24 protein-coding genes and 4 tRNA genes are annotated in these 23,581 nt (G+C 70.3%); all 28 read left to right on the forward strand.

What is annotated here, in order from left to right; genetic code table 11:
• Window positions 1-53 precede the first annotated feature (53 nt).
• A complete protein-coding gene (gene mfd / locus VFX14_22440; protein HEU5192453.1) occupies window positions 54-3,320 on the forward strand; it encodes a transcription-repair coupling factor in 3,267 nt (1,088 codons plus the stop codon).
• Window positions 3,317-4,426, forward strand: coding sequence for a peptidylprolyl isomerase (locus VFX14_22445; GenBank protein ID HEU5192454.1), 1,110 nt, complete (start codon window positions 3,317-3,319; stop codon window positions 4,424-4,426). Before mfd ends, VFX14_22445 begins: the two co-directional genes overlap by 4 nt.
• Window positions 4,427-4,664: 238 nt before the next feature.
• Window positions 4,665-5,918, forward strand: coding sequence for a transcription termination factor Rho (gene rho / locus VFX14_22450; GenBank protein HEU5192455.1), 1,254 nt, complete (start codon window positions 4,665-4,667; stop codon window positions 5,916-5,918).
• A gap of 218 nt (window positions 5,919-6,136) precedes the next feature.
• Window positions 6,137-6,352: a 50S ribosomal protein L31 gene (rpmE, locus tag VFX14_22455; protein ID HEU5192456.1), complete on the forward strand. Its 216-nt coding sequence runs from the start codon at window positions 6,137-6,139 to the stop codon at window positions 6,350-6,352.
• Window positions 6,353-6,471: 119 nt separating this feature from the next.
• The gene (gene prfA / locus VFX14_22460) at window positions 6,472-7,542 is read left to right on the forward strand and encodes a peptide chain release factor 1 (protein ID HEU5192457.1); all 1,071 of its coding nucleotides are present in this window, start codon (window positions 6,472-6,474) and stop codon (window positions 7,540-7,542) included.
• On the forward strand, window positions 7,539-8,444 hold the full coding sequence (gene prmC, locus VFX14_22465) for a peptide chain release factor N(5)-glutamine methyltransferase (GenBank protein ID HEU5192458.1): 906 nt from the start codon (window positions 7,539-7,541) through the stop codon (window positions 8,442-8,444). Before prfA ends, prmC begins: the two co-directional genes overlap by 4 nt.
• Window positions 8,441-9,112: an ATP phosphoribosyltransferase gene (hisG, locus tag VFX14_22470; GenBank protein ID HEU5192459.1), complete on the forward strand. Its 672-nt coding sequence runs from the start codon at window positions 8,441-8,443 to the stop codon at window positions 9,110-9,112. The genes prmC and hisG overlap by 4 nt, the downstream gene beginning before the upstream one ends.
• The gene (gene hisD / locus VFX14_22475) at window positions 9,109-10,425 is read left to right on the forward strand and encodes a histidinol dehydrogenase (GenBank protein HEU5192460.1); all 1,317 of its coding nucleotides are present in this window, start codon (window positions 9,109-9,111) and stop codon (window positions 10,423-10,425) included. The genes hisG and hisD overlap by 4 nt, the downstream gene beginning before the upstream one ends.
• Entirely contained in the window at window positions 10,422-11,042 is a 621-nt protein-coding gene (gene hisB, locus VFX14_22480; GenBank protein HEU5192461.1) for an imidazoleglycerol-phosphate dehydratase HisB, read from the forward strand. Before hisD ends, hisB begins: the two co-directional genes overlap by 4 nt.
• Before the next feature lie 9 nt (window positions 11,043-11,051).
• Window positions 11,052-11,669 carry an imidazole glycerol phosphate synthase subunit HisH gene (gene hisH, locus VFX14_22485; GenBank protein ID HEU5192462.1) on the forward strand — a complete coding sequence of 206 codons (618 nt, stop codon included), beginning with the start codon at window positions 11,052-11,054 and terminating at the stop codon, window positions 11,667-11,669.
• A gap of 1 nt (window position 11,670) precedes the next feature.
• A complete protein-coding gene (gene hisA, locus VFX14_22490) occupies window positions 11,671-12,393 on the forward strand; it encodes a 1-(5-phosphoribosyl)-5-[(5-phosphoribosylamino)methylideneamino]imidazole-4-carboxamide isomerase (protein ID HEU5192463.1) in 723 nt (240 codons plus the stop codon).
• A gap of 4 nt (window positions 12,394-12,397) precedes the next feature.
• On the forward strand, window positions 12,398-13,171 hold the full coding sequence (gene hisF / locus VFX14_22495) for an imidazole glycerol phosphate synthase subunit HisF (protein HEU5192464.1): 774 nt from the start codon (window positions 12,398-12,400) through the stop codon (window positions 13,169-13,171).
• On the forward strand, window positions 13,168-13,854 hold the full coding sequence (hisIE, locus tag VFX14_22500; protein HEU5192465.1) for a bifunctional phosphoribosyl-AMP cyclohydrolase/phosphoribosyl-ATP diphosphatase HisIE: 687 nt from the start codon (window positions 13,168-13,170) through the stop codon (window positions 13,852-13,854). The genes hisF and hisIE overlap by 4 nt, the downstream gene beginning before the upstream one ends.
• Entirely contained in the window at window positions 13,851-14,363 is a 513-nt protein-coding gene (locus VFX14_22505) for a hypothetical protein (GenBank protein ID HEU5192466.1), read from the forward strand. The genes hisIE and VFX14_22505 overlap by 4 nt, the downstream gene beginning before the upstream one ends.
• A complete protein-coding gene (locus tag VFX14_22510) occupies window positions 14,360-15,148 on the forward strand; it encodes an ABC transporter permease (GenBank protein HEU5192467.1) in 789 nt (262 codons plus the stop codon). The genes VFX14_22505 and VFX14_22510 overlap by 4 nt, the downstream gene beginning before the upstream one ends.
• Before the next feature lie 7 nt (window positions 15,149-15,155).
• Window positions 15,156-15,920 carry an ATP-binding cassette domain-containing protein gene (locus tag VFX14_22515; GenBank protein HEU5192468.1) on the forward strand — a complete coding sequence of 255 codons (765 nt, stop codon included), beginning with the start codon at window positions 15,156-15,158 and terminating at the stop codon, window positions 15,918-15,920.
• Window position 15,921: 1 nt separating this feature from the next.
• Window positions 15,922-17,121 carry an MlaD family protein gene (locus VFX14_22520; GenBank protein HEU5192469.1) on the forward strand — a complete coding sequence of 400 codons (1,200 nt, stop codon included), beginning with the start codon at window positions 15,922-15,924 and terminating at the stop codon, window positions 17,119-17,121.
• Complete coding sequence (gene radA, locus VFX14_22525; protein ID HEU5192470.1) at window positions 17,121-18,485, forward strand: DNA repair protein RadA; 1,365 nt, start codon at window positions 17,121-17,123, stop codon at window positions 18,483-18,485. Before VFX14_22520 ends, radA begins: the two co-directional genes overlap by 1 nt.
• Before the next feature lie 8 nt (window positions 18,486-18,493).
• On the forward strand, window positions 18,494-19,495 hold the full coding sequence (locus VFX14_22530) for a PIN domain-containing protein (protein ID HEU5192471.1): 1,002 nt from the start codon (window positions 18,494-18,496) through the stop codon (window positions 19,493-19,495).
• Window positions 19,496-19,535: 40 nt separating this feature from the next.
• Window positions 19,536-20,228, forward strand: coding sequence for a 2-C-methyl-D-erythritol 4-phosphate cytidylyltransferase (ispD, locus tag VFX14_22535; GenBank protein HEU5192472.1), 693 nt, complete (start codon window positions 19,536-19,538; stop codon window positions 20,226-20,228).
• Complete coding sequence (ispF, locus tag VFX14_22540) at window positions 20,225-20,716, forward strand: 2-C-methyl-D-erythritol 2,4-cyclodiphosphate synthase (GenBank protein HEU5192473.1); 492 nt, start codon at window positions 20,225-20,227, stop codon at window positions 20,714-20,716. Before ispD ends, ispF begins: the two co-directional genes overlap by 4 nt.
• Before the next feature lie 9 nt (window positions 20,717-20,725).
• Window positions 20,726-22,156: a cysteine--tRNA ligase gene (gene cysS, locus VFX14_22545; GenBank protein HEU5192474.1), complete on the forward strand. Its 1,431-nt coding sequence runs from the start codon at window positions 20,726-20,728 to the stop codon at window positions 22,154-22,156.
• Entirely contained in the window at window positions 22,153-22,914 is a 762-nt protein-coding gene (rlmB, locus tag VFX14_22550; GenBank protein HEU5192475.1) for a 23S rRNA (guanosine(2251)-2'-O)-methyltransferase RlmB, read from the forward strand. Before cysS ends, rlmB begins: the two co-directional genes overlap by 4 nt.
• A gap of 39 nt (window positions 22,915-22,953) precedes the next feature.
• Window positions 22,954-23,029, forward strand: a tRNA-Thr gene (locus VFX14_22555).
• A 48-nt stretch (window positions 23,030-23,077) separates the two neighbouring features.
• Window positions 23,078-23,163, forward strand: a tRNA-Tyr gene (locus tag VFX14_22560).
• A 36-nt stretch (window positions 23,164-23,199) separates the two neighbouring features.
• Window positions 23,200-23,274 (forward strand) — tRNA-Gly (locus VFX14_22565).
• A 38-nt stretch (window positions 23,275-23,312) separates the two neighbouring features.
• Window positions 23,313-23,388 (forward strand) — tRNA-Thr (locus tag VFX14_22570).
• 52 nt (window positions 23,389-23,440) lie between these two features.
• On the forward strand, window positions 23,441-23,581 hold a 141-nt coding region (locus tag VFX14_22575; protein ID HEU5192476.1), incomplete at its 3' end, for a GTP-binding protein.

Below are 23,581 nucleotides of genomic sequence, written 5' to 3' on the forward strand. Positions count from 1 at the left end.
GATTCGCGCGCCGCGTGCCTTTGATGTATCCTCTCCGAGGTCGCACGCAGCACATGGCCGCTCCACCCTCCGTGCTCAGTCGCTGGGGGGCGTTCAAGGACCTCGCCGACGCCCTCGCCCAGGGAGAGCTGCGTCTACAGGCCCGCGGTCTGTGGGGCTCGGCGCGCGCGCTCGTCCTCGCCGGCCTCGCGCGCGCCGGCGAGCGGCCCATCCTCGTCGTCGCCCCGGGCCATGCCGAGGTGCATCAGACTGCCCAGGACATCGCCTTCTTCCTCGACGCGCTCGGGGCCCCCGGCGACGGCGCGCAGCGCGTGCTGGAGTTCCCGCCGCCGCAGGGCGCGGGCTGGCGCGGCAACCGCCACGGCGAGCAGGATGCGATGCGGGCGCTGGTGGGGCATCGCCTCCTCAAGGAGGAGCCCGTGGTCGTCGTGGCCACGCCCGCCGCGCTGACCGCGCCCTTGCTCAAGCCGGGGGACTACCGGACGCGCCTCGTGCGTCTCGAGCTCGGCGGAACGGTCGACCGCGAGGCGCTGGTCGGCGGGCTCGAGGCCGCGGGCTACGAGCGCGTGGAGGCGGTCGTGGACGTCGGCCAGTGGAGTCTCCGCGGCGGGATCATCGACATCTTCTCGCCCTCGCGGGAGCGGCCGGTGCGCGTCGAGCTCTTCGGCGACGAGATCGAGTCGCTGCGACTCTTCGATCCCACCTCGCAGCGTTCCGTGGAGGATCTGATCGATCTCGACGTGCTGCCGCTCGTCTCGCCCGCCTCGAGCGGCGGCGAGCCCGAGGCGCCCGAAGATCGCCGCACGATCGCCGCCTACATGCCCGGCGACTCGCTCGCCGTCCTGCTCGATCCCGCGGTGCTTGACGCGCCGCCCGACGACGCCCCGTCCGCGATGCCGCTCGCCGACCTCCTCGCGGACTTCCAGCGCCTCGATCTGGCGCTCCTCGCCCCCTCGGGGCAGGAGCGCGGCACCTTCGCCCTGGGGACGCGTTCGGTCGGCGCGTATCGCGGTCAGTTCAAGCTCCTGGCCGGCGAGATCGAGAAGTGGCGCGCGGAGGGCTTCGCGGTGCGGCTCGTCGTCAACGACGAGAGCCAGGCCTCGCGGCTCCGGAAGATCCTCTCCGAGCACGGCCACGAGGCGTGGCCGGAGGCGACGCTCTGGAGCAGCGACCCGCTGGGTGTGCTGGTGGGCGACGCGGCCGCGGGCTTCCAGCTTCCCCCCCTGGGGCTGGTCGTCCTCACCGAGGAGGAGATCTTCGGGGCGCGGCGGCGGCGGCTCCAGCGGCCGCGCTTCCAGCGCGGTGCCGCCATCGCCTCGTACTCCGACCTCGCCCCCAACGACCTCGTGGTGCACGAGCACCACGGCGTCGGCCGCTATCACGGCATCCGCACGCTGAAGACGGACGGCCGCGACGGCGACTTCCTGCTGCTCGGGTACGGCGAGGGCGGCCGCTTGTTTCTCCCGGTGGAGCGCCTGGATCTCATCTCGAAGTATCTGGGCGCGCCCGAAGGCGCGGCCAAGCTCGATCGCCTCGGCGGCGCGGCTTGGGGCCGGGTCAAGGAGTCGGTGCGCGCCGCCCTGCGCGAGATGGCGGAGGAGCTGTTGAAGCTCTACGCCGCCCGGTCCCTTGCCCACCGTTCCGCCTTCGGGACGGACACCCCGTGGCAGCGTGAGTTCGAGGCGGCCTTCCGCTTCGAGGAGACGGCGGATCAGCAGAAGGCCATCGACGACGCGAAGACCGACATGGAGCGCGAGCGGCCCATGGATCGCCTGGTCGCGGGCGACGTGGGCTACGGCAAGACCGAGGTGGCGCTGCGCGCCGCCTTCAAGGCGGTGTCGGAGGGCCGGCAGGTCGCGGTGCTCGTGCCCACCACCGTGCTCGCGCAGCAGCACTGGAACACCTTCAGCGACCGCTTCGCGCCGTTCCCCGCCAAGGTGGAGCTGCTCTCACGCTTCCGCAGCCCCAAGGAGCAGAAGGCGGTGGTGGCGGGTCTCAAGTCGGGCGCGGTCGACGTGGTCATCGGCACGCATCGCCTGCTGTCCAAGGACGTCGAGTTCAAGCGCCTCGGCCTGCTCGTGGTGGACGAGGAGCACCGCTTCGGCGTCACCCACAAGGAGCGCATCAAGCAGATGCGCAACGCGGTGGACGTTCTGACCCTCACCGCCACGCCGATTCCGCGCACGCTCTACATGGCGATGTCGGGCGTCCGCGACCTCTCGGTGATCGAGACGCCGCCGCTGAACCGCCTGCCGGTGGAGACCGTGGTCACCCGCTTCAGCCGGGGCGTCATCAAGGAAGCCATCGAGCGCGAGCTCCAGCGCGGCGGCCAGGTCTTCTTCGTGCACAACCGCGTGCAGTCCCTGCTGTCCATGACCACCTTCATCAAGGGCCTGGTGCCCGAGGCCCGGGTGCTCATGGCCCACGGGCAGATGGCCGAGCGTGAGCTCGAGTCCGTGATGGTGAAGTTCGTGGACGGGCAGGCCGACGTCCTGGTCTCGACCGCCATCGTGGAGTCCGGGCTCGACATCCCCGCCTCCAACACGATCATCATCAACCGGGCGGACCGCTTCGGCCTGGCCCAGCTCTATCAGCTCCGAGGGCGGGTGGGCCGGGAGCGTCTACAGGCCTATGCCTATCTCCTCGTCCCGGCTGACGGAAGGCTCGACGAGACGGCGCAGCGCCGGCTCCAGGTCATCGAGGAGCTGACCGAGCTGGGGGTGGGGTTCAAGCTGGCGCTCCGGGACCTGGAAATCCGCGGGGCCGGCAACCTATTGGGGGCCCAACAGCATGGCCACATTGCCGCCGTGGGGTTCGATCTCTATACGAAGCTTCTTGACGAAGCTGTGAGAGAATTGCGCGGCGAGGCGCCCGCCGCCGAGGTGGATCCGACCATCACCGTCGAGGTCGAGGCCCTCCTCCCCGAGGGCTACGTGTCCGAGGAGGGGCAGCGCCTCGCGCTGTACAAGCGGCTGGCCGAGATCGGCTCGGTGGACGAGGTCGCGGAGATGCGGGCGGAGCTGGCCGACCGGTTCGGGCCGCCGCCGCCGCCGGTGGAGGCCCTGCTCGACGTGGTGGGGCTGCGGCTCGCCGCGCGGGCCATCGGGGTCGAGCGCGTCGAGGTCCAGAACGGGCGGGCGCTCGTGACGTTCGCGCCGTCGACCACGGTGACGCCGGAGCGGCTGCTCGCCATCATCGGACGGAGCCGGGGACGCATGAAGATGCTGAAGGAGTTCACGATGGAAGCGCAGATCTCGCGCGGGGGCTGGCCGGAGGTGAAGGCCGCCCTCGCCTCACTCCTGCAGGAGCTCGGCAGGTGAGGGGACGCGGGCGCCTCGCCGCGCCCCTCCTCATCGTCCTCACGCTCCTCGAAGGCTGCTCCGTCTTTGCCCTTCCGCCCGCCCCCGAGTGGGTACCGCTCCTCGGCCGGCCCGAGCAGGGCAAGGCCCCGGACGCCCCACCGGTGCCGGCGGCCAAGCAGCCGACGGCGCCCCTCATCTCGGTGGGGCAGGCGGCACCGGTGGATCCCGACACCGTGGTCGACCGGGTGATCTGCGTCGTGAACAATGACGCCATCACCCTCTTCGAGCTGGACGAGGCCGAGGCCTACTATCTCTACGAGAGCAAGCAGCCGCCGCCGTCGGGTGACGCGCGCACCACCCTCCGCGACGGCCTCCTCCAGCGCATCATCGAAAACCGGCTCCAGCTCCAGCAGGCGGAGCGCGAGAAGATCACCGTCGACGACGTCGAGATGAACGAGCAGATGGCCGAGCTCATGAAGAAGATGAACGTGAAGAACGAGGTCGAGCTCGAGCAGCAGTTCAAGCGGCAGGGCGTCACCATGGAGGGGATCAAGAAGCGGATCCGCGACCAGCTGATGGTGGAGCGGGTGCGCCGGCGACGGGTGAACCTCCGGGTCACCGTGACGGAGCAGGAGATCGACCGCTACCTCGACCAGAACCGCGAGAAGCTGGAGACCGGCCTGCACTTCGAGGCACGCCACATCCTCTTCCTGCCCGATCCCAATCGGGGCGAAGACGGTTGGGAGGAGGCCAAGCGGCGTGCCGAGGACGTGTACGGGCGCATCCTCGCGGGCGGCGACTTCGCCGAGCTGGCCAAGGAGTTCTCGCAGGACGGCTCCGGCAAGGACGGGGGCTCGCTCGGCGCCCTCAAGCGCGGCGAGCTGGCCGCCGACATCGAGAACGCCATCCTCGCCCTATCGCCGGGCGAGACGTCGGCCCCGTTCCGCTCGCAGGTGGGATACCACCTCTTCAAGCTCGACTCGAAGGAAGCGCTGAGCGGCGAAGGGCTCACCCAGGCGCGCAACCAGATCCGCGACATCCTGCTCCGCGAGAAGCTCCAGGTGCGTCTCAAGGAGTGGCTCAGCGAGATCCGGCAGCGCGCCATCATCGACATGAGGCTCTGATCGGATTCCGAGGCTCCCGACGCCGCGCCGGGAAAAAATCCGGTTGACAGTTTTCTGACCCGTGTGGGACAGTGGCGATGTCGAGCCGTTGGCCCCCGGTACCCAGTGACACCCCCCGGAGAGAATCGCCATTTCGCAGCGGAACCCTAAGCGCAACACGCCCCCGGACGACGCACCGGAATCCTCGCCCGAGGCGGCCTCAGTAGCTCCGGCCGCCGGCGGCGCTGGAGGCACGAAGATGAACCTGTCCGAGCTCAAGGACAAGACCATCACCGAGCTGAACCAGGTCGCCAAGGATCTCGGCGTCCAGGGGTTCAGCGGGCTGCGCAAGCAGGAGCTGATCTTCAAGATCCTGCAGGGCCAGGCCGAGAAGGACGGGCTGATCTTCGCGGAAGGCGTCCTCGAGGTGCTTCCGGACGGCTTCGGCTTCCTCCGCGCCCCCGACTACAACTATCTGCCCGGGCCGGATGACATCTACGTCTCGCCGTCGCAGATCCGCCGCTTCGACCTCCGCACCGGCGATACCATCTCCGGCCAGGTTCGGCCGCCCAAGGACAGCGAGCGCTACTTCGCCCTCCTCAAGGTCGAGGCGATCAACTTCGAGAGCCCCGAGCAGTCGAAGGACAAGACGCTCTTCGACAATCTCACGCCGCTCTATCCGATGGAGCGGATCCGGCTCGAGCACGACAGCGAGAACCTGACCACGCGGGCCATGGATCTCCTGTGTCCGATCGGCAAGGGGCAGCGCGGCCTCATCGTCGCCGCGCCCCGGACCGGTAAGACGATGATGCTGCAGAACGTGGCCAACGCGATTGCCAAGAACCATCCCGAGGTGTACCTGATCGTCCTGCTCATCGACGAGCGGCCGGAGGAAGTCACCGACATGCAGCGCTCGGTGAAGGGCGAGGTCATCTCGTCCACCTTCGACGAGCCGCCCCAGCGGCACGTGCAGGTGGCGGACATGGTCCTGGAGAAGGCCAAGCGCCTGGTCGAGCACAAGCGCGACGTGGTGATCCTGCTCGACTCGATCACCCGGTTCGCCCGCGCCCACAACGCCGTGATCCCTTCCTCCGGGAAGGTGCTGTCCGGTGGTCTGGACGCCAACGCCCTTCAGCGCCCCCGGCGCTTCTTCGCGGCGGCCCGCAACGTGGAGGAGGGGGGGTCGCTCACCATCATGGCGACCGCCCTGGTGGACACGGGCTCCCGGATGGACGACGTGATCTTCGAGGAGTTCAAGGGCACCGGGAACATGGAGGTGCACCTGGACCGGCGCCTCATGGACAAGCGGATTTTCCCCACCATCAACATCGAGCAGAGCGGCACCCGGAAGGAGGAGCTCCTCCTGGAGAAGGACGAGCTTCAGAAGGTGTGGCTGCTGCGGAAGGCGCTGAGCCAGCTCAACCCCGTCGAGGCCATGGAGCTCTTGCTGGACAAGCTCAAAATGACCAAGACGAACAAGGACTTCCTCTCCCAGATGAACCAGCTGGCCTAGGCCCCAGGCCGGACCAGCGGGCCTCGCTCCGCTCGGCGCCCCCCTTCCCTCTCCGCTCGCCTTGGCTGCGGCTCGCCCCTCGCTCCGCTCGGAACCACTTTCGTATCCGCTCGCCTCGCCTTCGGCTGCGGCTCGCCAATCAACTGCTGGAAGTGCGCGATTTGTTGCCTTTTCTTGACGTGGCTGGTATCCTTTGTACTTCATTTAGGAGGTGCGCCGTGAAGGCTGGCATTCATCCCGAGTACATCGACACCACCATCACCTGCAACTGCGGGGAGGTCATCCACACCCGCTCCACCGTCCCCGGGATCCGCGTGGAGGTGTGCTCCAAGTGCCACCCGTTCTACACGGGAAAGCAGAAGTTCGTGGATACGGCGGGTCGCGTCGAGCGCTTCCAGCGGAAGTACAACAGAAAGCCGATCGGGGAGGCGTAGCGCGGCCGGCCGGCGCCTCGAGCCGCGACCAGGGTCACTCGCCCGCAGCACTCCGTCGTCCTTCCTGTCCCCACACGCGGCAGGGGCGCAGCCTGTCCGGCCGTCTCTGAGGGGCGCCCATGTTTGACAAGCTTCGCCAGCTGGAGGAGCGGTACGCCGACCTGTCGCGGCGGCTGTCCGATCCCCAGGTGATCGCGCAGACGGCGGAGTATGCCCGCACCGCCAAGGCCGCGGCGGAGCTGTCCGAAGTCGTGCAGAAGTTCGGCGCTTACAAGGACGTGCTCCAGCGGATCTCCGAGGCCAAGCACATCCTCGCCGAGGACGACGACCGCGAGATGCGCGAGATGGCCCAGGCCGAGGTGGACGCCCTGACCGCCCGCCAGGCCAGTCTCGAGGACGAGCTGCGAACCCTGCTGCTCCCGCGCGATCCCAACGACGACCGCAACGTCTTCGTGGAGATCCGCGCCGGCGCGGGCGGCGAGGAAGCCGCGCTGTTTGCCGCGGATCTCGCGCGCATGTACACGAAGTACGCGGAGCGCCAGAAGTGGAAGGTCGAGGTGATGGACAGCCACGTCACCGGCGTGGGCGGCTACAAGGAGATCATCTTCTTCATCCAGGGCAAGGGCGCGTGGAGCCGCCTCAAGTTCGAGCGCGGCGTGCACCGGGTCCAGCGCGTGCCCGCCACCGAGTCGAGCGGGCGCATCCACACCTCCACCGTGACGGTGGCGGTGCTCCCGGAGGCGGAGGACGTGGACGTGAAGGTGGATGAGAGGGACATCCGCGTGGACGTCTACCGCTCCTCTGGGCCCGGCGGCCAGGGCGTCAACACCACCGACTCCGCGGTGCGCATCACCCACATCCCCACCGGGCTGGTCGTGACGTGTCAGGACGAGCGCTCGCAGATCAAGAACCGCGCGAAGGCCATGCGCGTGCTCAAGGCGCGTCTGCTCGAGCGCGCCCAGGACGAGCAGGCCGCCGCCATCGCCGCTGACCGGCGGAGCCAGGTGGGCACGGGCGAGCGAAGCGAGCGCATCCGGACGTACAACTTCCCCCAGACGCGCGTGTCCGATCACCGCATCGGCCTCACCCTGCACAAGCTGCCCGCCATGATCGAGGGCGATATCGACGAGCTGATCGACGCGCTGACCGCGTGGGATCAAGGGCAGAAGCTCGCGGAGTCGACGGCGTGAGCCCCACCGCGGCCGCCCCCACCGTCCGCGCCCTCCTCGGCGACGCCGTCGCGCGCCTCGGCCGCGCCGGACTTCCCACCGCGCGCCAGGACGCGGAGTGGCTGCTCGCCATGCAGCTGGGGGTGGAGCGCTTCGCGCTTTATCTCGAGCCCGAGCGGACGTTGGCCCCGGACGCAGTGGAGCGCCTCCACGCCCTCGTCGAGCGCCGAGCCGGCCACGAGCCCCTGCAGCACCTGCTGGGCTTCGAGGACTTCCACGGGCTGCGCCTCCGCGTGACGCCCGACGTGCTGATCCCGCGCCCGGAGACTGAAGGCCTCGTCGAATGGGCGCTGGAGCTTTTGGACGCGATGTCCGCGGACTGGGGGAGAGCGGAGGCCATTTCTGGGCCCCCGCTGACGGCCGACATCGGCGCCGGTTCCGGAGCCATTGCGTGCGCCCTCGCCGCAGCTCGGCCCGCGGTGCAGGTATTCGCGGTGGAGGCCTCGCCCGCCGCCCTCCTGGTCGCCGCGAAGAATGTGTACGCGCTCGGGCTCGCGGGTCGCGTGCGGCTCATGAGGGGCGACCTCGTGACCCCGCTGACCGCGCAGGCCGGGCGGCTGGCCATGATCGTCGCGAACCTTCCCTATCTGGCGAGCGCAGTGATTCCCACGCTGCCGCGCGAGGTGCGCGACTTCGAGCCGCGCGCCGCGCTGGACGGCGGTCCCGACGGCCTCGGGCTCCTGCGGCGGCTCGTGACGGCGGCGCCGGCTGTGCTGCGGCCCGGTGGCCGGCTCGTGCTGGAGATCGGCGAGGAGCAGGCGGGGGCGCTTGCCTCCCTGATGGCCGCCGAGGGCTTCACCGGGATCGCCTCGCGCGTTGATCTACGTGGGATCGAGCGCTACATCGCGGGGGTGCGCCCATGACGCATCCCCTCACGTTCGCGCTGCCCAAGGGACGTCTCCTGGAGCCCGCGCAGGCGCTGCTCGCCGGCCTCGGCATCCGCGGACTCGACGAGGAATCGCGGCGCCTCCTCATCGCCGACGAGGACCGGGGGCTGCGCTTCCTCTTCCTCAAGCCCGCCGACATCCCCACCTACGTGGAGTACGGCGCCGCCGACCTCGGCATCGTGGGCAAGGACATCCTCGCCGAGCAGGAGCCGGACGTGTACGAGCCGGTGGACCTCGGCTTCGGCGGTTGCCGCCTCGTGGTGGCGGAGCCGCGCGCGCTGTGGGAGCGCGACGATCCCGCGAAGTGGTCGTGGGTGCGCGTGGCCACCAAGTACCCGTCGCTGACCGAGCGCTACTTCTCCGAGCGCGGGATCCAGGTGGAGATGATCCGGCTCGACGGCTCCATCGAGCTCGCGCCGCTGGTGGGGCTCGCGGACCGCATCGTGGACCTCGTGCAGTCGGGCGAGACCCTCCGCGCCAACGGCCTCGTGGAGGTCGCCCAGATCATGACGTCCACCGCGCGGCTCATCGTGAACCGCGCGTCGCTCAAGACCGCGCACGCGCGGGTCAATGCCCTCATCGACGCGATGCGCGCGGTGGTGGCGCCGGCGCGCCCGGGCGCGGCCCCGGAGCGCCGGGCGTGACGCTCCGCCGCCTCGACGCGCGCGCCCTCGGCGCCGAGGGCGTGGCGCGCGCGCTCGATCGCGCGCCCGAGCGCGTGGCGTCCGAGATCCACCAGGCGGTGGGCGAGATCCTCGCGGCGGTGCGGGAGCGCGGGGACGCCGCCCTGATCGAGCTGACCACGCGCTTCGACCGGGTGGCTCTCACGCCGGCCCGGCTCGCGGTCGCTTCCGCGGAGTACGACGAGGCGGAGAGCCGGGTGGGCGAGCCGACCCTCGCCGCGCTTCGCTACGCGGCGGCGCGCATCGAGGCCTTCCATCGCGCGGCGATGCCGAAGGCCTGGAGCATGACCGACGCCTGCGGGTCGCGCCTCGGACAGGAGGTGCGCCCGCTCGAGCGCGTGGGCATCTACGTGCCGGGCGGACGCGCGGCGTATCCCTCCACCGTGCTCATGACCGCGGTGCCGGCACGCGTGGCGGGCGTGCGCGAGATCGTGCTGGTCTCACCTCCCGCGGCGGACGGGACACTCAACCCCGCCGTGCTCGCCGCCGCCCGCATCGCCGGCGTGACCGAGGCTTATCGCGTGGGCGGCGCCCAGGCGGTGGCCGCGCTCGCCTATGGCACCGAGTCGATCCGGCGCGTGGACAAGATCGTGGGACCGGGGAACATCTACGTGGCCCTGGCGAAGAGCCGCGTCTTCGGCGATGTCGGCATCGACATGCTCGCCGGGCCCAGCGAGGTGGTGGTGATCGCCGACGGCGAGGCCGACGCCGCCTACGTCGCCGCCGACCTGCTCGCCCAGGCCGAGCACGACCCCATGGCGCGCTCGGTGCTGCTCTCGCCCTCTTCGACGCTGCTCGACGCGGTGGAGCAGGAGACGGCGCGCCAGCTCGCGGCGCTGCCGCGGCGGGAGATTGCCGCGAGCGCCCTCCGCGACAACGGGGCCCTCGTCCTCACCAGCAGCCTCGCCGAGGCGGTGGACGTGGCGAATCGGCTCGCGCCCGAGCACCTGGAGCTCTCCGTCGCCGAGCCCGACGCCCTGCTCGCGCGGGTGCGTTGCGCGGGCGCGGTGTTCCTGGGCCGGCACACGCCAGAGGTGGTGGGCGACTACGTCGCGGGCCCGAATCACGTGCTGCCGACGGGCGGCACCGCGCGCTTCGCCTCCGCCTTGTCCACCGAGGACTTCGTGAGGCGGCTCAGCGTGATCCAGTACTCCCCCCGGGGCCTCGCCGAGGCGTGGCCCCATCTCGCGGAGCTGGCCCGCGTCGAGGGGCTGCAGGCCCACAGCGAGGCCGCGCGCGTGCGTATCGCGTCGAATGGAGGAGGAGCGGCATGACCGACAAGGCCCGCGGCACCGAGCCCGCGCTCCCGCGGCAGGCCCGCGTCGAGCGCAAGACCAAGGAGACGCAGATCGTCCTCCAGCTCAATCTGGACGGGACGGGCGCCGCCAAGGTCGAGACGACCATTCCGTTCTTCAACCACATGCTGGAGGCCTGGTCCAAGCACGGGCTGATGGACCTCGCGGTGGACGCCCGCGGCGATACCGACGTGGATCTGCACCACACCGTCGAGGACGTGGGGATCTGCCTCGGCAAGGCGCTCAAGGAGGCGCTCGGCGAGAAGCGGGGAATCGTGCGCTACGGCGCCTCGTATCTCCCGATGGACGAGGCGCTGCTCCACGCCTCCGTGGACATCTCGGGACGGCCCTATCTGGTGTTCAACGTGCCACTACAGCGCACGCGGATCTCGAACTTCGACCTCGACCTCCTGAAGGACTTCTTCCGCGCCGTCGCCTTCAATGCCGAGATCACCCTGCACGTCACCATGCACTACGGAGAGAACCTCCACCACATCGCGGAGGCCACGTTCAAGGCGGTGGGGCGCGCGCTCGCCGAGGCCACCCGCCTCAACCCTCGCATCAGCGACGTGCTCTCCACGAAGGGCAGCCTCTAGGCGGCGTCCATGATCGCGGTGGTCGACTACGGGCGGAGCAATCTCGGGAGCGTGGAGAAGGCCTTCGCGCGCCTCGGGATGCCCGCGCGCATCGCCGACGATCCTCGCGTCGTCGCCGACGCGGAGGCGGTGGTGCTGCCCGGCGACGGCGCGTTCGACGACGTCATGCGGAGCCTCGCGCGACGGGGGCTCGTGGATCCGCTGCGCGCCGTGCTCGACGAGGGGCGGCCGTTCCTCGGCATCTGCATCGGCTATCAGCTCCTCTTCACCGAGAGCGAGGAATTCGATCAGGTGAAGGGGCTCGACGTGATCTCCGGTATCGTGCGGCGCTTCCCCGCGGGCCAGAAGGTGCCGCACATGGGCTGGAACGAGGTCGAGCACGGCGGCGACCTGGCGCTTTTCGACGGGATCCCTAGCGGCGCCCACTTCTACTTCGTGCACTCCTACTATCCGGACTCGGACGACGCGTCCCTCCGGCGGGCCGTCTGCGACTACGGCGTGCGCTTCCCCGCCGCGGTCGAGCGTGACACGCTGTTCGCGACCCAGTTCCATCCGGAGAAGAGCCAGAGGTGGGGGCTGCGGCTGCTCGAGAACTTCGCCGCGTTCGTGCGGAGCCGGCGGCGCTGACATGGCCTTCACCCTGATCCCCGCCATCGATCTCAAGGCCGGACGCTGCGTGCGGCTCCGGCAAGGCCGGGCCGAGGACGAGACCGTGTTCTCCGACGACCCCGTCGCAACCGCACGCGGCTGGCAGGCCCAGGGCGCCCCGCGGCTGCATGTGGTGGATCTCGACGGCGCCTTCGCGGGACGGCCGGCGCAGACCCAGCTGATCCGCGCCGTCATCGCGGCGCTCACCATCCCGGTGCAGGTGGGCGGCGGCCTGCGTGACCTGGCCGCAGTGGAGCGCGTGCTCGAGGCCGGCGCACAGTGGGCGGTGGTGGGCACACGCGCGGCGCTGGATCCCGCCTTCCTCGGCCAGGTGTGCGGGGCCTTCGAGGGCCAGATCATCGTGTCGGTGGACGCCTCCGACGGCAAGGTCGCGGTGGACGGCTGGACGCGGGTGCTAGACCTGGACGCCACTGCGCTCGCCCGCGACGCCGCGGCCGCCGGCGCGGCCGCCGTGCTCTACACCGACATCGCCCGCGACGGCACCCAGGGCGGCCCCAACGTGTGGAGCACGGAGGCGGTCGCGCGGGCGGCCGGCATTCCCGTGCTCGCCTCGGGCGGGGTGGGCTCGATGGACGATCTCCGCCAGCTCGCGGGCATTCCCGGCGTCGAGGGCGCCATCGTGGGCCGCGCGCTCTACACGGGAGCGGTGGACCTGCGGCGGGCCCTCGCCGAGGTGGGCTGAGGCCATGCTGAAGAAGCGCGTGATCCCCTGCCTCGACGTGCACGACGGGCGCGTGGTCAAGGGCGTGCGCTTCGTGAACCTCCGCGATGCCGGCGATCCCGTCGAGGCCGCGCAGGCCTACGACGCGCAGGGCGCCGACGAGCTGGTGTTCCTCGACATCTCGGCCAGTCACGAGGGGCGGGCGACGATGCTCGAGGTCGTGCGCCGCACCGCCGAGGGCATCTACATGCCCCTCACCGTGGGCGGCGGCGTCCGGTCGCTCGACGACATCCGGACCCTGCTACGAGCCGGCGCGGAGAAGGTCTCGCTGAACACCGCGGCCCTCGCGCGTCCCGAGCTGGTGACGGAGGCGGCGCGCGCCTTCGGCAGCCAGTGCATCGTGGTGGCGATCGACGCCAAGCGCGAGCTGGGACCGGGTCCCACACGGTGGGGCGTGTACACCCACGGGGGCCGCCGCCCCGCCGGCCGCGACGCGATCGAGTGGGCGCGGGAAGTCGAGCGGCGGGGCGCGGGTGAGATCCTCCTGACCAGCATGGATCGAGACGGGACCGGCGACGGCTACGACCTCGAGCTGACGCGCGCGGTGTCGGAGGCGGTGTCGCTCCCCGTGATCGCGTCGGGCGGGGCGGGCGCGCTCGAGCACCTGCACGCGGCGCTCACCGAAGGCAAGGCGGACGCGGCCCTCGTCGCGACCGTGTTCCACTTCGGCCAGCACAGCGTGGGCGAGGCCAAGGCGTTTCTCCGTGACCGGGGCGTGCCCGTACGGGTGGAAGCATGAGCGTTCGCGACGAGCTCAAGTGGGACGCGGCCGGGCTCATCCCCACCGTGGTGCAGGAGACGGCGACGGGCGAAGTGCTGATGGTCGCCTGGATGGACCGCGCCGCGCTCGAGGCCACGCTTCGCACTGGCGCCGGTCACTACTGGTCGCGCGCGCGCCGGGCGCTCTGGCGCAAGGGCGAGACCTCCGGGCACGTGCAGCACGTGGACGGGCTCTACGCCGATTGCGACCGGGACACGCTCTTGCTCCAGGTGCATCAGGAGGGCGTGGCCTGCCACACCGGCGCGCGCACCTGCTTCTACACGCGGATCAGCGACGCGGGCGCCGAACGGCCGGGCGCCGGCGCGGCCGGCCCCGAATTCCTCGAGGTGCTCGAGCGCACCATCGAGTCGCGCAAGGTCGATCGCCCGGCGGGCTCCTATGTGGCTCGGCTGTTCGAGAAGGGGGATGCGTTCATCTGCCGCAAGATCGGCGAGGAGGCCACGGAGGTCGTGACCGCCGCGCTGGGCGGCGAGGGCAACGACCGGGTGGTCGCGGAGGTCGCCGACCTTTGGTTCCACTCGCTCGTACTCCTCTCGAGTCGCGGCATTCCGCTCCGCCGCCTCCTCGCGGAGCTGGCCGAGCGGCACGCGGCGCCGACCGCGAAGCCTACCCAAGACACGGCGAAGGGCGGCGCCGCGTGAGCCCGGCCGCCCGCGCGGGCGTGTCGCTGCTCGCATTGCTGACCGCCGGCTGCGCGTCGAGCGGCATCGAGGGCGGCGTCTTTCACTCAAGGAAGGGCTATCAGGTGAGCCTGCCCGGCGGGGGCTGGCGGGTGGCGCGTGACTCCCAGGCGGACCTCGAGCTCCGGCGCGAGAAGCCGCCCGGCGGCATGCTTGCCGACGCGACCTGCGGCGCGCGCGTGAGCGAGCGCCCGCCCGAGCACCTGGTGCGCTATCTCACGTTCGGCCTCAAGCACCGTGAAGAGGTGCGCACGGAGCCGGTGACGGTGGGCGGCCGCGCGGGCGCGCGCTCCGTGCTGCGGGGCACGCTCGACGGCGCGGAGGTGGCGGTGGACGCGGTCTCCGTCAAGGCCGAGGGCTGCGTCTACGATTTCCTCTACGTCGCGCCCGTGGATGCCTTCGAGGCGGGTCGCGGGGACTTCCAGGCCTTCGTGGACAGCCTGGCCCTGCCGGCGGGCACAGTGCGATGACGAGCGCCAGCGCCGTCGACGCGGTCGGACGCTACATCCGCGAGTCCATCGCCTGGTACGGGGGCCTCGGCCTGCTCACCATCCAGGCGGCGCGCAACCTCGCGCTCCCGCCGCACTATCTCGCGCTGGTGGCGCGCGAGATCGACACCATCGGGGTGCGCTCGACGGCGGTGGCGCTCACCGCCGCGCTCTTCACCGGCATGGTGCTCGCGCTGCAGACGGCGGTGAACATGGCGCGCTTCGGCGCGGAGGGCTACGTGGGACCGGTGGTGGCCCTGTCCATCCTGCGCGAGCTGGGACCGGTGCTCACCGCGATCCTCGTGGGGGGCAAGGTGGCCTCCGGCATCACCGCGGAGCTCGGCTCGATGAAGGTGACCGAGCAGATTGATGCCCTCCGCGCGCTGGGCGTCAACTACGTGAAGCGGCTAGTGGTGCCGCGCCTCCTCGCCGCCCTCGTGGTGTTCCCTCTCGTCACCGTCCTCGCCGATTTCGTGGGACTGGTCGGCGGCATGATCGTCTCGGTGTTCGACCGGGACGTGGATCCTTACCTCTACTGGAACACCATCGCCTACTGGGTGGTGATCCGCGACTTCCTCACCGGCCTCCTCAAGAGCATCGTGTTCGGCTTCCTCGTCACACTGATCGGCTGCTACAACGGGCTCGCTACCGAGGGCGGGACGGAAGGGCTCGGGCGCGCCACCACCGACACCGTGGTCGAGGTGGCGATGGCGGTGATCATCTCCGATTTCTTCCTCACCAAGCTCCTCATCATTCTGTTCTGGTGACGCGCTGATGGCGACGGCGAGCGCAGGGCAGGCCGTGGTGGATGTGCGGGAGGTCTGGAAGGCGTTCGACGACCACCCCGTGCTCCGCGGCATCAGCCTCACTCTCGAGAAAGGCACCACCCTCGCGGTGATGGGCGGGAGCGGCTCCGGCAAGACCGTGCTGCTGCGCACGATCGACGGGCTGCTCGCGCCTGACGCTGGGGAGGTGTGGCTGCTCGGGACGCGCATCGACGGTCTGCGCGAGGAGCAGCTCCTGCCGCTCCGGCGGCGGGCCGGCTACGTGTTCCAAAGCGCCGCGCTGTTCGACTCGGTCTCGGTGTTCGAGAACGTAGCCTTCCCCCTGCGCGAGCACGCGCGGCTCAGCGAGGGCGAGATCACCGAACGCGTGCACCGCTTCCTCTCCCTCGTCGGGCTGAGCGCCGACATCGACGACGTGCTTCCCGGCGCCCTGTCGGGCGGCATGCGCAAGCGCGTGGGGGTCGCGCGCACGCTGGTGGTGGAGCCCGAGGTCGTGTTCTTCGACGAGCCCACCGCGGGCCTCGATCCGACCAACGCCAAGCTCGTGGCGGGGCTGATCAACGACCTGAAGAAGGGAGTCTGCGACACCTCGATCGTGGTCACCCACGATCTCGAGTTCGCGGATGCGGTGGCCGACCGGATGGCCATCCTCTACCAGGGGCGCTTCGCCGAGGTGGGCACGCCGGCCGAGATCCACCGGTCGAGCAACCGAATCGTCCGCGACTTCCTCGCGGGCGAACTGCGCGAGCGCTGAGATGCCAGATCGGCGGACCTTCGGGCTGCAGGTGCGCATCGGGCTCTTCGTGGTGGTCGCGCTCGCGGTGTTCCTCGGCGTCATCTACCTCCTGGGCGCCCGCGCCCGCTACTTCGAGAGGAAGTACGAGCTCCACGCCGACTTCACGGAGGTCGGCGGCCTCATCGAGGGCGCCACCGTGCGTTTGGCCGGGGTACAGATCGGCCGTGTGACCAGGGTCGTGCTCTCGCCCGAGGTCGGCGGGAAGGTGCGCGTGACCGTCACGGTGGCCCGACAGTTCAAGGACCGCATCCGCGGCGACTCTGAGGCTCAGATCGTCACGCAGGGCCTCCTCGGCGACAAGCTCGTGGAGATCACCCAGGGCACGCCCGCCACTGCCGCCCTCAAGGAAGGCGACGTGCTGCGCACGCGCGACCCCGTGGAGATGGGGCGCATGTTCTCTGCGGGTGCGGGCCTGGTCACCACGATCAGTCGCCTCGCCGACCAGCTCCAGGGCTCGATCCAGAAGCTCGACCAAAGCGGGGCCATCGAGGACCTCGGCGCCACCATGAAGAGCGCGCGCCGGGTGGTGGAGGAGGTCGAGAAGGGCAAGGGATGGCTGCACGTCCTCGTCTACGAGGAGCCCGAGGCGATCAAGCGGTTGAACTCCTTGCTCGCCGACGCGCAGGCCGCCCTCGCCAAGGCGCAAATGGGTGACGGGGCCATCGCCGTCCTCCTCGCGCCCGAGAGCGGGCGAGCCGTGCGCTCGTTCCTCAATGCCATGGACACCTTCGGCAGAGCGGTGGACAAGGCCAAGGGCCCCGGCGACGACGTCGGCCCGCTGCTGACCCTGCTCCTCGACCCCCAGTACAAGCCCGTGGCCCAAGACGTCCAGGGCCTCGCCAAGAACCTGCGCGAGATCTCGGAACGGCTGGTCGCCGGGCAGGGGTTCCTCGGGGGGCTCCTGACCGAGAAGGAGGACGGGCCGATGGGCGAGGCGGCTTCGGACTTCCGGGTGGCCATGGCCAATCTCCGGGTCATCACCGACCGTCTCAAGGCCGGGGAAGGCACGGTGGGCGCGCTGCTCGAAGATCCGACCGTGTACGAGAATCTGGCCGCTTTCCTGGAAGGCGCCCAGCGGAGCTTCCTGCTGCGGTCGCTGATCCGCAGCTCCATCGGCGCGGGCGCCGGAGCCGGTGACGGCGCCAAGGAGAAGAAGTGATGGCGCGCGAGCGAGTCGTCTACCGCTGCCAGGCCTGCGGCTTCGCTTCGTCCAAGCCCGGCACCTGCCCCGACTGCGCGCGGCAGAGCGACTACGTCGCACTCGTGGAGGAGCGGCCGCAGGCGCCGAGGTCGGCGCGGCCGGCCCTCGCGCCCGGGGCCCGGCCGCAGCGACTGGCCGAGATCCGCATCGAGTCGGGCGAGCGTGTGGCGACGGGCATCGGCGAGCTCGACCGGGTGCTGGGCGGCGGCATGGTCAAGGGCTCGCTGGTCCTGGTGGGCGGCGAGCCGGGGGCCGGCAAATCCACCCTGCTCATCCAGGTCAGCGGGGCCCTGGCGGAGCGCTCGGGACCGATCCTCTACGTGTCCGGCGAGGAGTCCGCGGCGCAGGTGAAGCTCCGCGCCGAGCGTCTGGGGATCGCGTCCGACGGCCTCTACTTCCTGGCCGAGACCGACCTCGCCACCATCGAGGGGCACGTCGCCCAGCTGTCGCCCCGGATCCTCGTGGTGGACTCGATCCAGACCATGTTCCTGCCCGAGGTGGAGTCGGCTCCGGGCAGCGTCAGTCAGGTGCGTGAGTGCGGCGCGCGGCTGATGGTGCAGGCGAAGGCACGGGGCGTGGCGACCTTCCTGGTGGGTCACGTCACCAAGGAGGGGACGCTGGCCGGCCCGCGCGTGCTCGAGCACCTGGTGGACACCGTGCTCTACTTCGAAGGCGAGCGGCATCACGCCTATCGCGTGCTGCGCGCGGTGAAGAACCGCTTCGGCTCCACCAACGAGATCGGCGTGTTCGAGATGGCCGAGCGCGGGCTCGTGGAGGTGCGCAACCCCTCCGGCTTCTTCTTGTCAGAGCGGCCGCGCGGGGCGTCGGGCTCCGTGATCGTGTCGAGCCTCGAGGGCACCCGGCCCCTGCTGCTCGAGCTGCAGGCGCTGGTGGCCCCGGCGAACTTCGGGGCACCCCGTCGCACCGTCATCGGCGCGGATTACAATCGGGTCTGCCTGCTCCTCGCCGTGCTGGAGAAGCGCGTGGGGTTGCCGCTCATGACCCAGGACGCCTTCGTCAACGTCGCCGGCGGGGGCAAGGTCGCCGAGCCCGCGGCGGATCTGGGCGTAGTGATCGCGGCGGCGTCGAGCTATCTCGACCGGCCGGTGCGGGGCGACGTGGTGGTGATCGGCGAGGTCGGCCTCACCGGCGAGGTGCGCGCGGTGGGCGGGCTGCCCGCCCGGCTCAAGGAGGCGGCGGCGCTCGGCTTCACGTCGGCGGTGGTGCCGCAGAACAATCTTGCGGCGAAGGAGCCACTCGCGCTGGAGGTCCAGGGAGTCGGTTCGGTCGAGGAGGCCGTCAAGGCCTTGCTCGGGGGATAGACACGGCCATGAGTCTCATCATCGCGCGACTGTGTGTGCTGGCGGTGGCCACCGGCGCCGGTGTAGCGCTGGCGCCGGCTCTCGGTATCAAGTGGGCGACGCACTGGCTGGGCCTGGCCGGCTTCCTCTGCGGGGTGCTGGCGGTGGTGCTGGAGTGGCAGGGCCGCCGCGTGCCCGTGGACCGGCTGTTCTGGGGCGCGGCCGGCGGCATCGCCGGCGTCGCGCTCGGGCTCGGCGTGGGCAGCGCGCTCGGCGCGGTGGTGCCCGAGGCGGGAGCCCTCGGGCGCGGGCTCTTCGGCCTGTTGCTCGGCTATCTCGGCTGCGCGGTGACCCTGGCGAAGAACGACGAATTGGAGGGCATGTCGGCCAAGCTCTTTCCCAAGACCGTCGCCCTCAAGCAGGCCTACAAGGTGCTCGACACCTCGGTAATCATCGACGGGCGCGTCGCGGATGTGTGCGAGACGGGCTTCCTCGAGGGGACCATCGTGGTACCCCAGTTCGTGCTGCGCGAGCTGCAGCAGATCGCCGACTCGTCGGACGCGCTGAAGCGGAACCGCGGCAAGCGGGGGTTCGATGTGCTGCAGCGCCTGCAGCGGGTGTCCAAGATCACCGTGCGCATCATGGACCAGGACTTCCCGGCCATCCGCGAGGTCGATCGCAAGCTGATCGAGCTGGCCAAGAGCCTGAACGGCAAGGTCGTGACCAACGACTACAACCTGAACAAGATCGCCGAGCTCTCGGGCGTGCCGGTGCTGAACATCAACGAGCTGGCCAACTCGCTGAAGCCGGTGGTGCTGCCCGGCGAGCTCATGCACCTGCAGGTCGTGAAGGAGGGCAAGGAGGCCGGCCAGGGCGTCGCGTATCTCGACGACGGGACCATGGTGGTGGTGGACCACGGCCGGAAGCTCATCGGGCAGATGGTGGACGTGACGGTGACGAGCGTGCTCCAGACCACCGCCGGGCGGATGATCTTCGCGCGGCTGGCCCCCATGGAAGAGCCCGTCCGCTGAGGCCGTCCCTCCACGCAGACCGGCGAAACAGAGGAGACGGATGCGATCCGTTGAAGCAGTCGCCATAGTCCCCGCGGGCGGGATCGGGCGGCGGATGCTGGCCCGCCAGCCCAAACAATACCTCCGGCTCGGCGGGGCGCCGGTGCTCGTCCACACGGTGAAGGCGCTCGGGAACGCGTCCTGCGTGAGCGCGATCGTCGTCGCGGTGCCCGCCGAGCGGCAGGAGGCGACGCGGCGACTCCTCCGCGTTCACCATGTGCCGAAGATCTTGGCGGTGGTGGCGGGAGGAGCCGAGCGGCAGGACTCGGTCTGGCTCGGCCTGCAGGCGGCGGGCGCCCCGGAATGGGTGCTGGTGCACGACGCGGTGCGCCCGTTCATCACGCCGACGCTGGTGGCGCGCGTGCTCGCCGGGGCGGCCCGCACCGGCGCCGCCACGTGCGGCCTTCCCGTGCGCGAGACGGTGAAGCGGGTGCAGGAGGCCGTGGTCGAATCCACGCTCGACCGTGCCGGGCTCTGGCTCGTCCAGACGCCGCAGGCCTTTCGCCGCGAGCTCCTCTGGGAAGCCCACGATAAGGCGCGTCGCGACGGCTACGGCGGGACGGACGACGCGGTGCTGGTCGAGCGGCTGGGCGGGCGGGTCGCGATGGTGCTCGGCCTTCCCGAGAATCTCAAGATCACGACGCCCGAGGATCTGCGTACGGCGCGGCGCTGGACGGGACAGCGCGCCCGGTGAGCCCCGTGCGCTCGGGGCTGGGATTCGACCTCCACCCGCTGGTGGAGGGGCGGCCGCTCGTGCTGGGCGGCGTGACGGTGCCGGGCCCGCGCGGTCTCGGCGGGCACTCCGACGCGGACGTGCTCACCCACGCAGTCTGCGAAGCGTTCCTGGGCGCGCTGGCCCTGGGCGATCTCGGCCGCATGTTCCCCGACAGCGACCCGCGCTACCGCGGCATCTCGAGCCTCGAGCTCCTCCGCGCGGTGGTGCGAACGGTCGCCGCCAACGGCGGCACCCCGGTGAACGTGGACGCCACCGTGATCTGCCAGGCCCCGCGCCTGGCCGCCCATCTCGACGAGATGGCCCGCCGTCTCGCCGAGACCATCCAGGTGGCGCCGGGGCGTGTCAGCGTGAAGGCGAAGAGCCCGGAGCACCTGGGGCTGCTCGGCCGCGAGGAAGGCATCGCGGCCATGGCGGTGGTCGCCGTCGAGGTCAACTCTCTCAGCTAGGAGCCCAGCGTGCCCATCAAGATCTACAACACCCTGACGCGGCGGAAGGAGGACTTCGTTCCCATCGACCGGAGTGAGGTCCGTATCTACGTCTGCGGAGTCACGGTGTACGACGTCTCCCACATCGGGCATGCCCGGAGCGCGCTCGTGTTCGACATGATGCGGCGCTACCTCCGCTTCCGCGGGTACGGCACGCGCGTCGTTCGCAACTACACCGACGTGGACGACAAGATCATCAAGCGCGCCCACGCCGAGGGGGTCACCCCGCGCGAGATCTCCGAGCGGTTCATCGAGGCGGAGCGCGCCGACATGGCCTCGCTGGGCCTGCTTCCTCCCGACGTGGAGCCCAAGGCGACCGAGCACATCCCGCAGATGATCGACCTCATCGAACGGCTCATCGCCAAGGGCTTCGCCTATCCGGTGGACGGCGACGTCTACTATGAGGTGCGCCGCTTCCCCGACTACGGGCGCCTGTCCGGGAAGAACCTGGACGAGCTCCTCGCGGGCGCGCGGGTGGAAGTCGACGAGCGCAAGCGGGATCCGCGCGACTTCGCGCTCTGGAAGGCGGCGAAGCCGGGCGAGCCCTCCTGGGAGAGTCCCTGGGGCCCGGGCCGGCCGGGCTGGCACATCGAGTGCTCGGCGATGGCGATGCAGCATCTCGGCGATACCATCGACATTCACGGCGGGGGGATCGACCTGATCTTCCCCCATCACTCGTGCGAGATCGCCCAGACGGAGGGCGTGACCGGCAAGCCCTTCGCCCGCTACTGGGCCCACAACGGCTTCGTGAACCTGGGCGCCGAGAAGATGTCCAAGTCGCTCGGCAACACCCTGTCCATTCGCGAGCTGGTGAAGCGGCACGATCCCGAGGCCCTGCGCCTCTACCTTCTGGGCACGCATTACCGGCACGCGCTCGAGTGGGGCGAGGAGCGCGTGGAGGAAGCGGCGAAGGCGCTGGGCCGGCTCCGCGCGGTCGTGACGGAAGCCGAGAAGCTGGCGGCGCGCGGCACGCCGCCGCCCGGCCCGGATCACGGGCTCTTCGACGAGGTGGCGCGGGAGCGCCAGCGCTTCGAGGCCGCCATGGACGACGACTTCAACAGCCCGCAGGCGCTGGGCGTGCTCTTCGACCTCGCGCGGACGCTGCAGGGGGCGCGGGCGCAGGTGAGCGAGGGCAAGGCGGGGGCGGGCGCGTTCCTCATGGGGGTCGGCGAGCTCGTGACGCTGGCGCGCTCGCTGGGCCTGCTCGAGGCGCGGGTCGAGGCGGCGCCGGCGGTGGACGGCCGGCTCAAGGCCCACATCGAGTCGCTGGTGTGGCTGCGCGAGGAGGCACGCAAGAAGCGCGACTTCGCGGAGGCCGACCGGTTGCGCGCGGAGCTGGACACGATGAACGTGGTGCTGGAGGACAGCCGGGAGGGCACGACCTGGAGGCTCAGGCGATGAAGGAGGAGGGCGCGCCCCTCTTCGGGCGCAATCCCGTGCTCGAGCTGCTCCGCGCGGCGTCGCGGAGCGTGGACGAGATTGCGATCCTCTCCGAGGGCCGGGGCCCCGCCCTGCAGGAGCTGCTCACGCTGGCCCGCGCGCGGGGGGTGAAGGTCTCCTACCGCACCCGCGATCAGCTCACCGCGATCGCGGGCAGCCCCCATCACCAGGGCGTGGTGGCGCGCGTGGCCGAGGCCGCCTACGCGAGCCTGGGGGATCTTCTGGCCGTGCCGGCGGAGCGCGGGGAGCCGGCCTTCTTCCTGGCGCTGGACCGGATCCAGGACCCCCGGAATCTCGGTGCCGTCTTAAGGAGTGCGGATGCCGCCGGGGCTCACGGCGTCATTCTCCCCAAACATCAAGCGGTGGGGATCACGCCCGCGGCCGCCAAGACGGCAATGGGGGCGGTAGAGCATCTGCCGGTCGCACGCGAGACGAATCTGGTCCAAGTGCTCGAAACATTGAAGAAAGAGTCCATCTGGGTCATGGGGGCGACGGCCAAGGGCGGGCAGGAGCCCTGGAGGGTCGATCTCACCCTGCCCCTGTGTCTCGTCATGGGGGGCGAGGGGGAGGGGCTGCGCCCCCTGGTGACCCGGACATGCGACCTCTTGCTCACACTCCCGATGCGGGGCAAGATCGGGTCGCTCAATGTCTCGGCGGCGACGACGGCGCTGTGCTACGAGGTGGTCCGTCAGAGGGTGGTGAGAGCAAAAACCCCTTGACTTGTCAATACCGCGTAAGTAGGGTGAAGTTTTGCGACTGCTGGCGTAGCTCAGGTGGCAGAGCAACTGCCTTGTAAGCAGTGGGTCGGGGGTTCGAATCCTCCCGCCAGCGCCAGCCTTTTCAACCGCAACTTCAAGGAGTTGTAGTCCTGGGGCGACGAGCGGGGAGATACCCAAGTGGCCAAAGGGGGCAGACTGTAAATCTGCTGGCGAACGCCTTCGGAGGTTCAAATCCTCCTCTCCCCACCACTTGTAAGACGACGGCAGGGCGCGCCGAGACGGCAGGCGGGAATAGCTCAGCGGTAGAGCGCCAGCCTTCCAAGCTGGGGGTCGCGGGTTCGAATCCCGTTTCCCGCTCCAGCCTCGCCGCTCGGGAGTGCGAGGGGGTTGCGACCAGCGCCCATGTAGCTCAGTCGGCAGAGCGCGTCCTTGGTAAGGACGAGGTCTCCGGTTCAATCCCGGACATGGGCTCCATCGATACGCGTCGGCAGGCCAATTCGGGTCGGTAGCCGAGGAGGATCATCGGATGGCCAAGGCGAAGTTTGATCGGTCGAAGCCGCACGTGAACGTGGGGACGATTGGGCACATTGATCATGGGAAGACGACGTTGACGGCGGCGATCACGAAGGTGCTGCACACGAAGTTCAGTGGGGTGGCGGTGCGGGAC

The sequence above is a fragment of the Candidatus Methylomirabilota bacterium genome (assembly GCA_035764725.1).
Classification (GTDB): domain Bacteria; phylum Methylomirabilota; class Methylomirabilia; order Rokubacteriales; family CSP1-6; genus DASRWT01.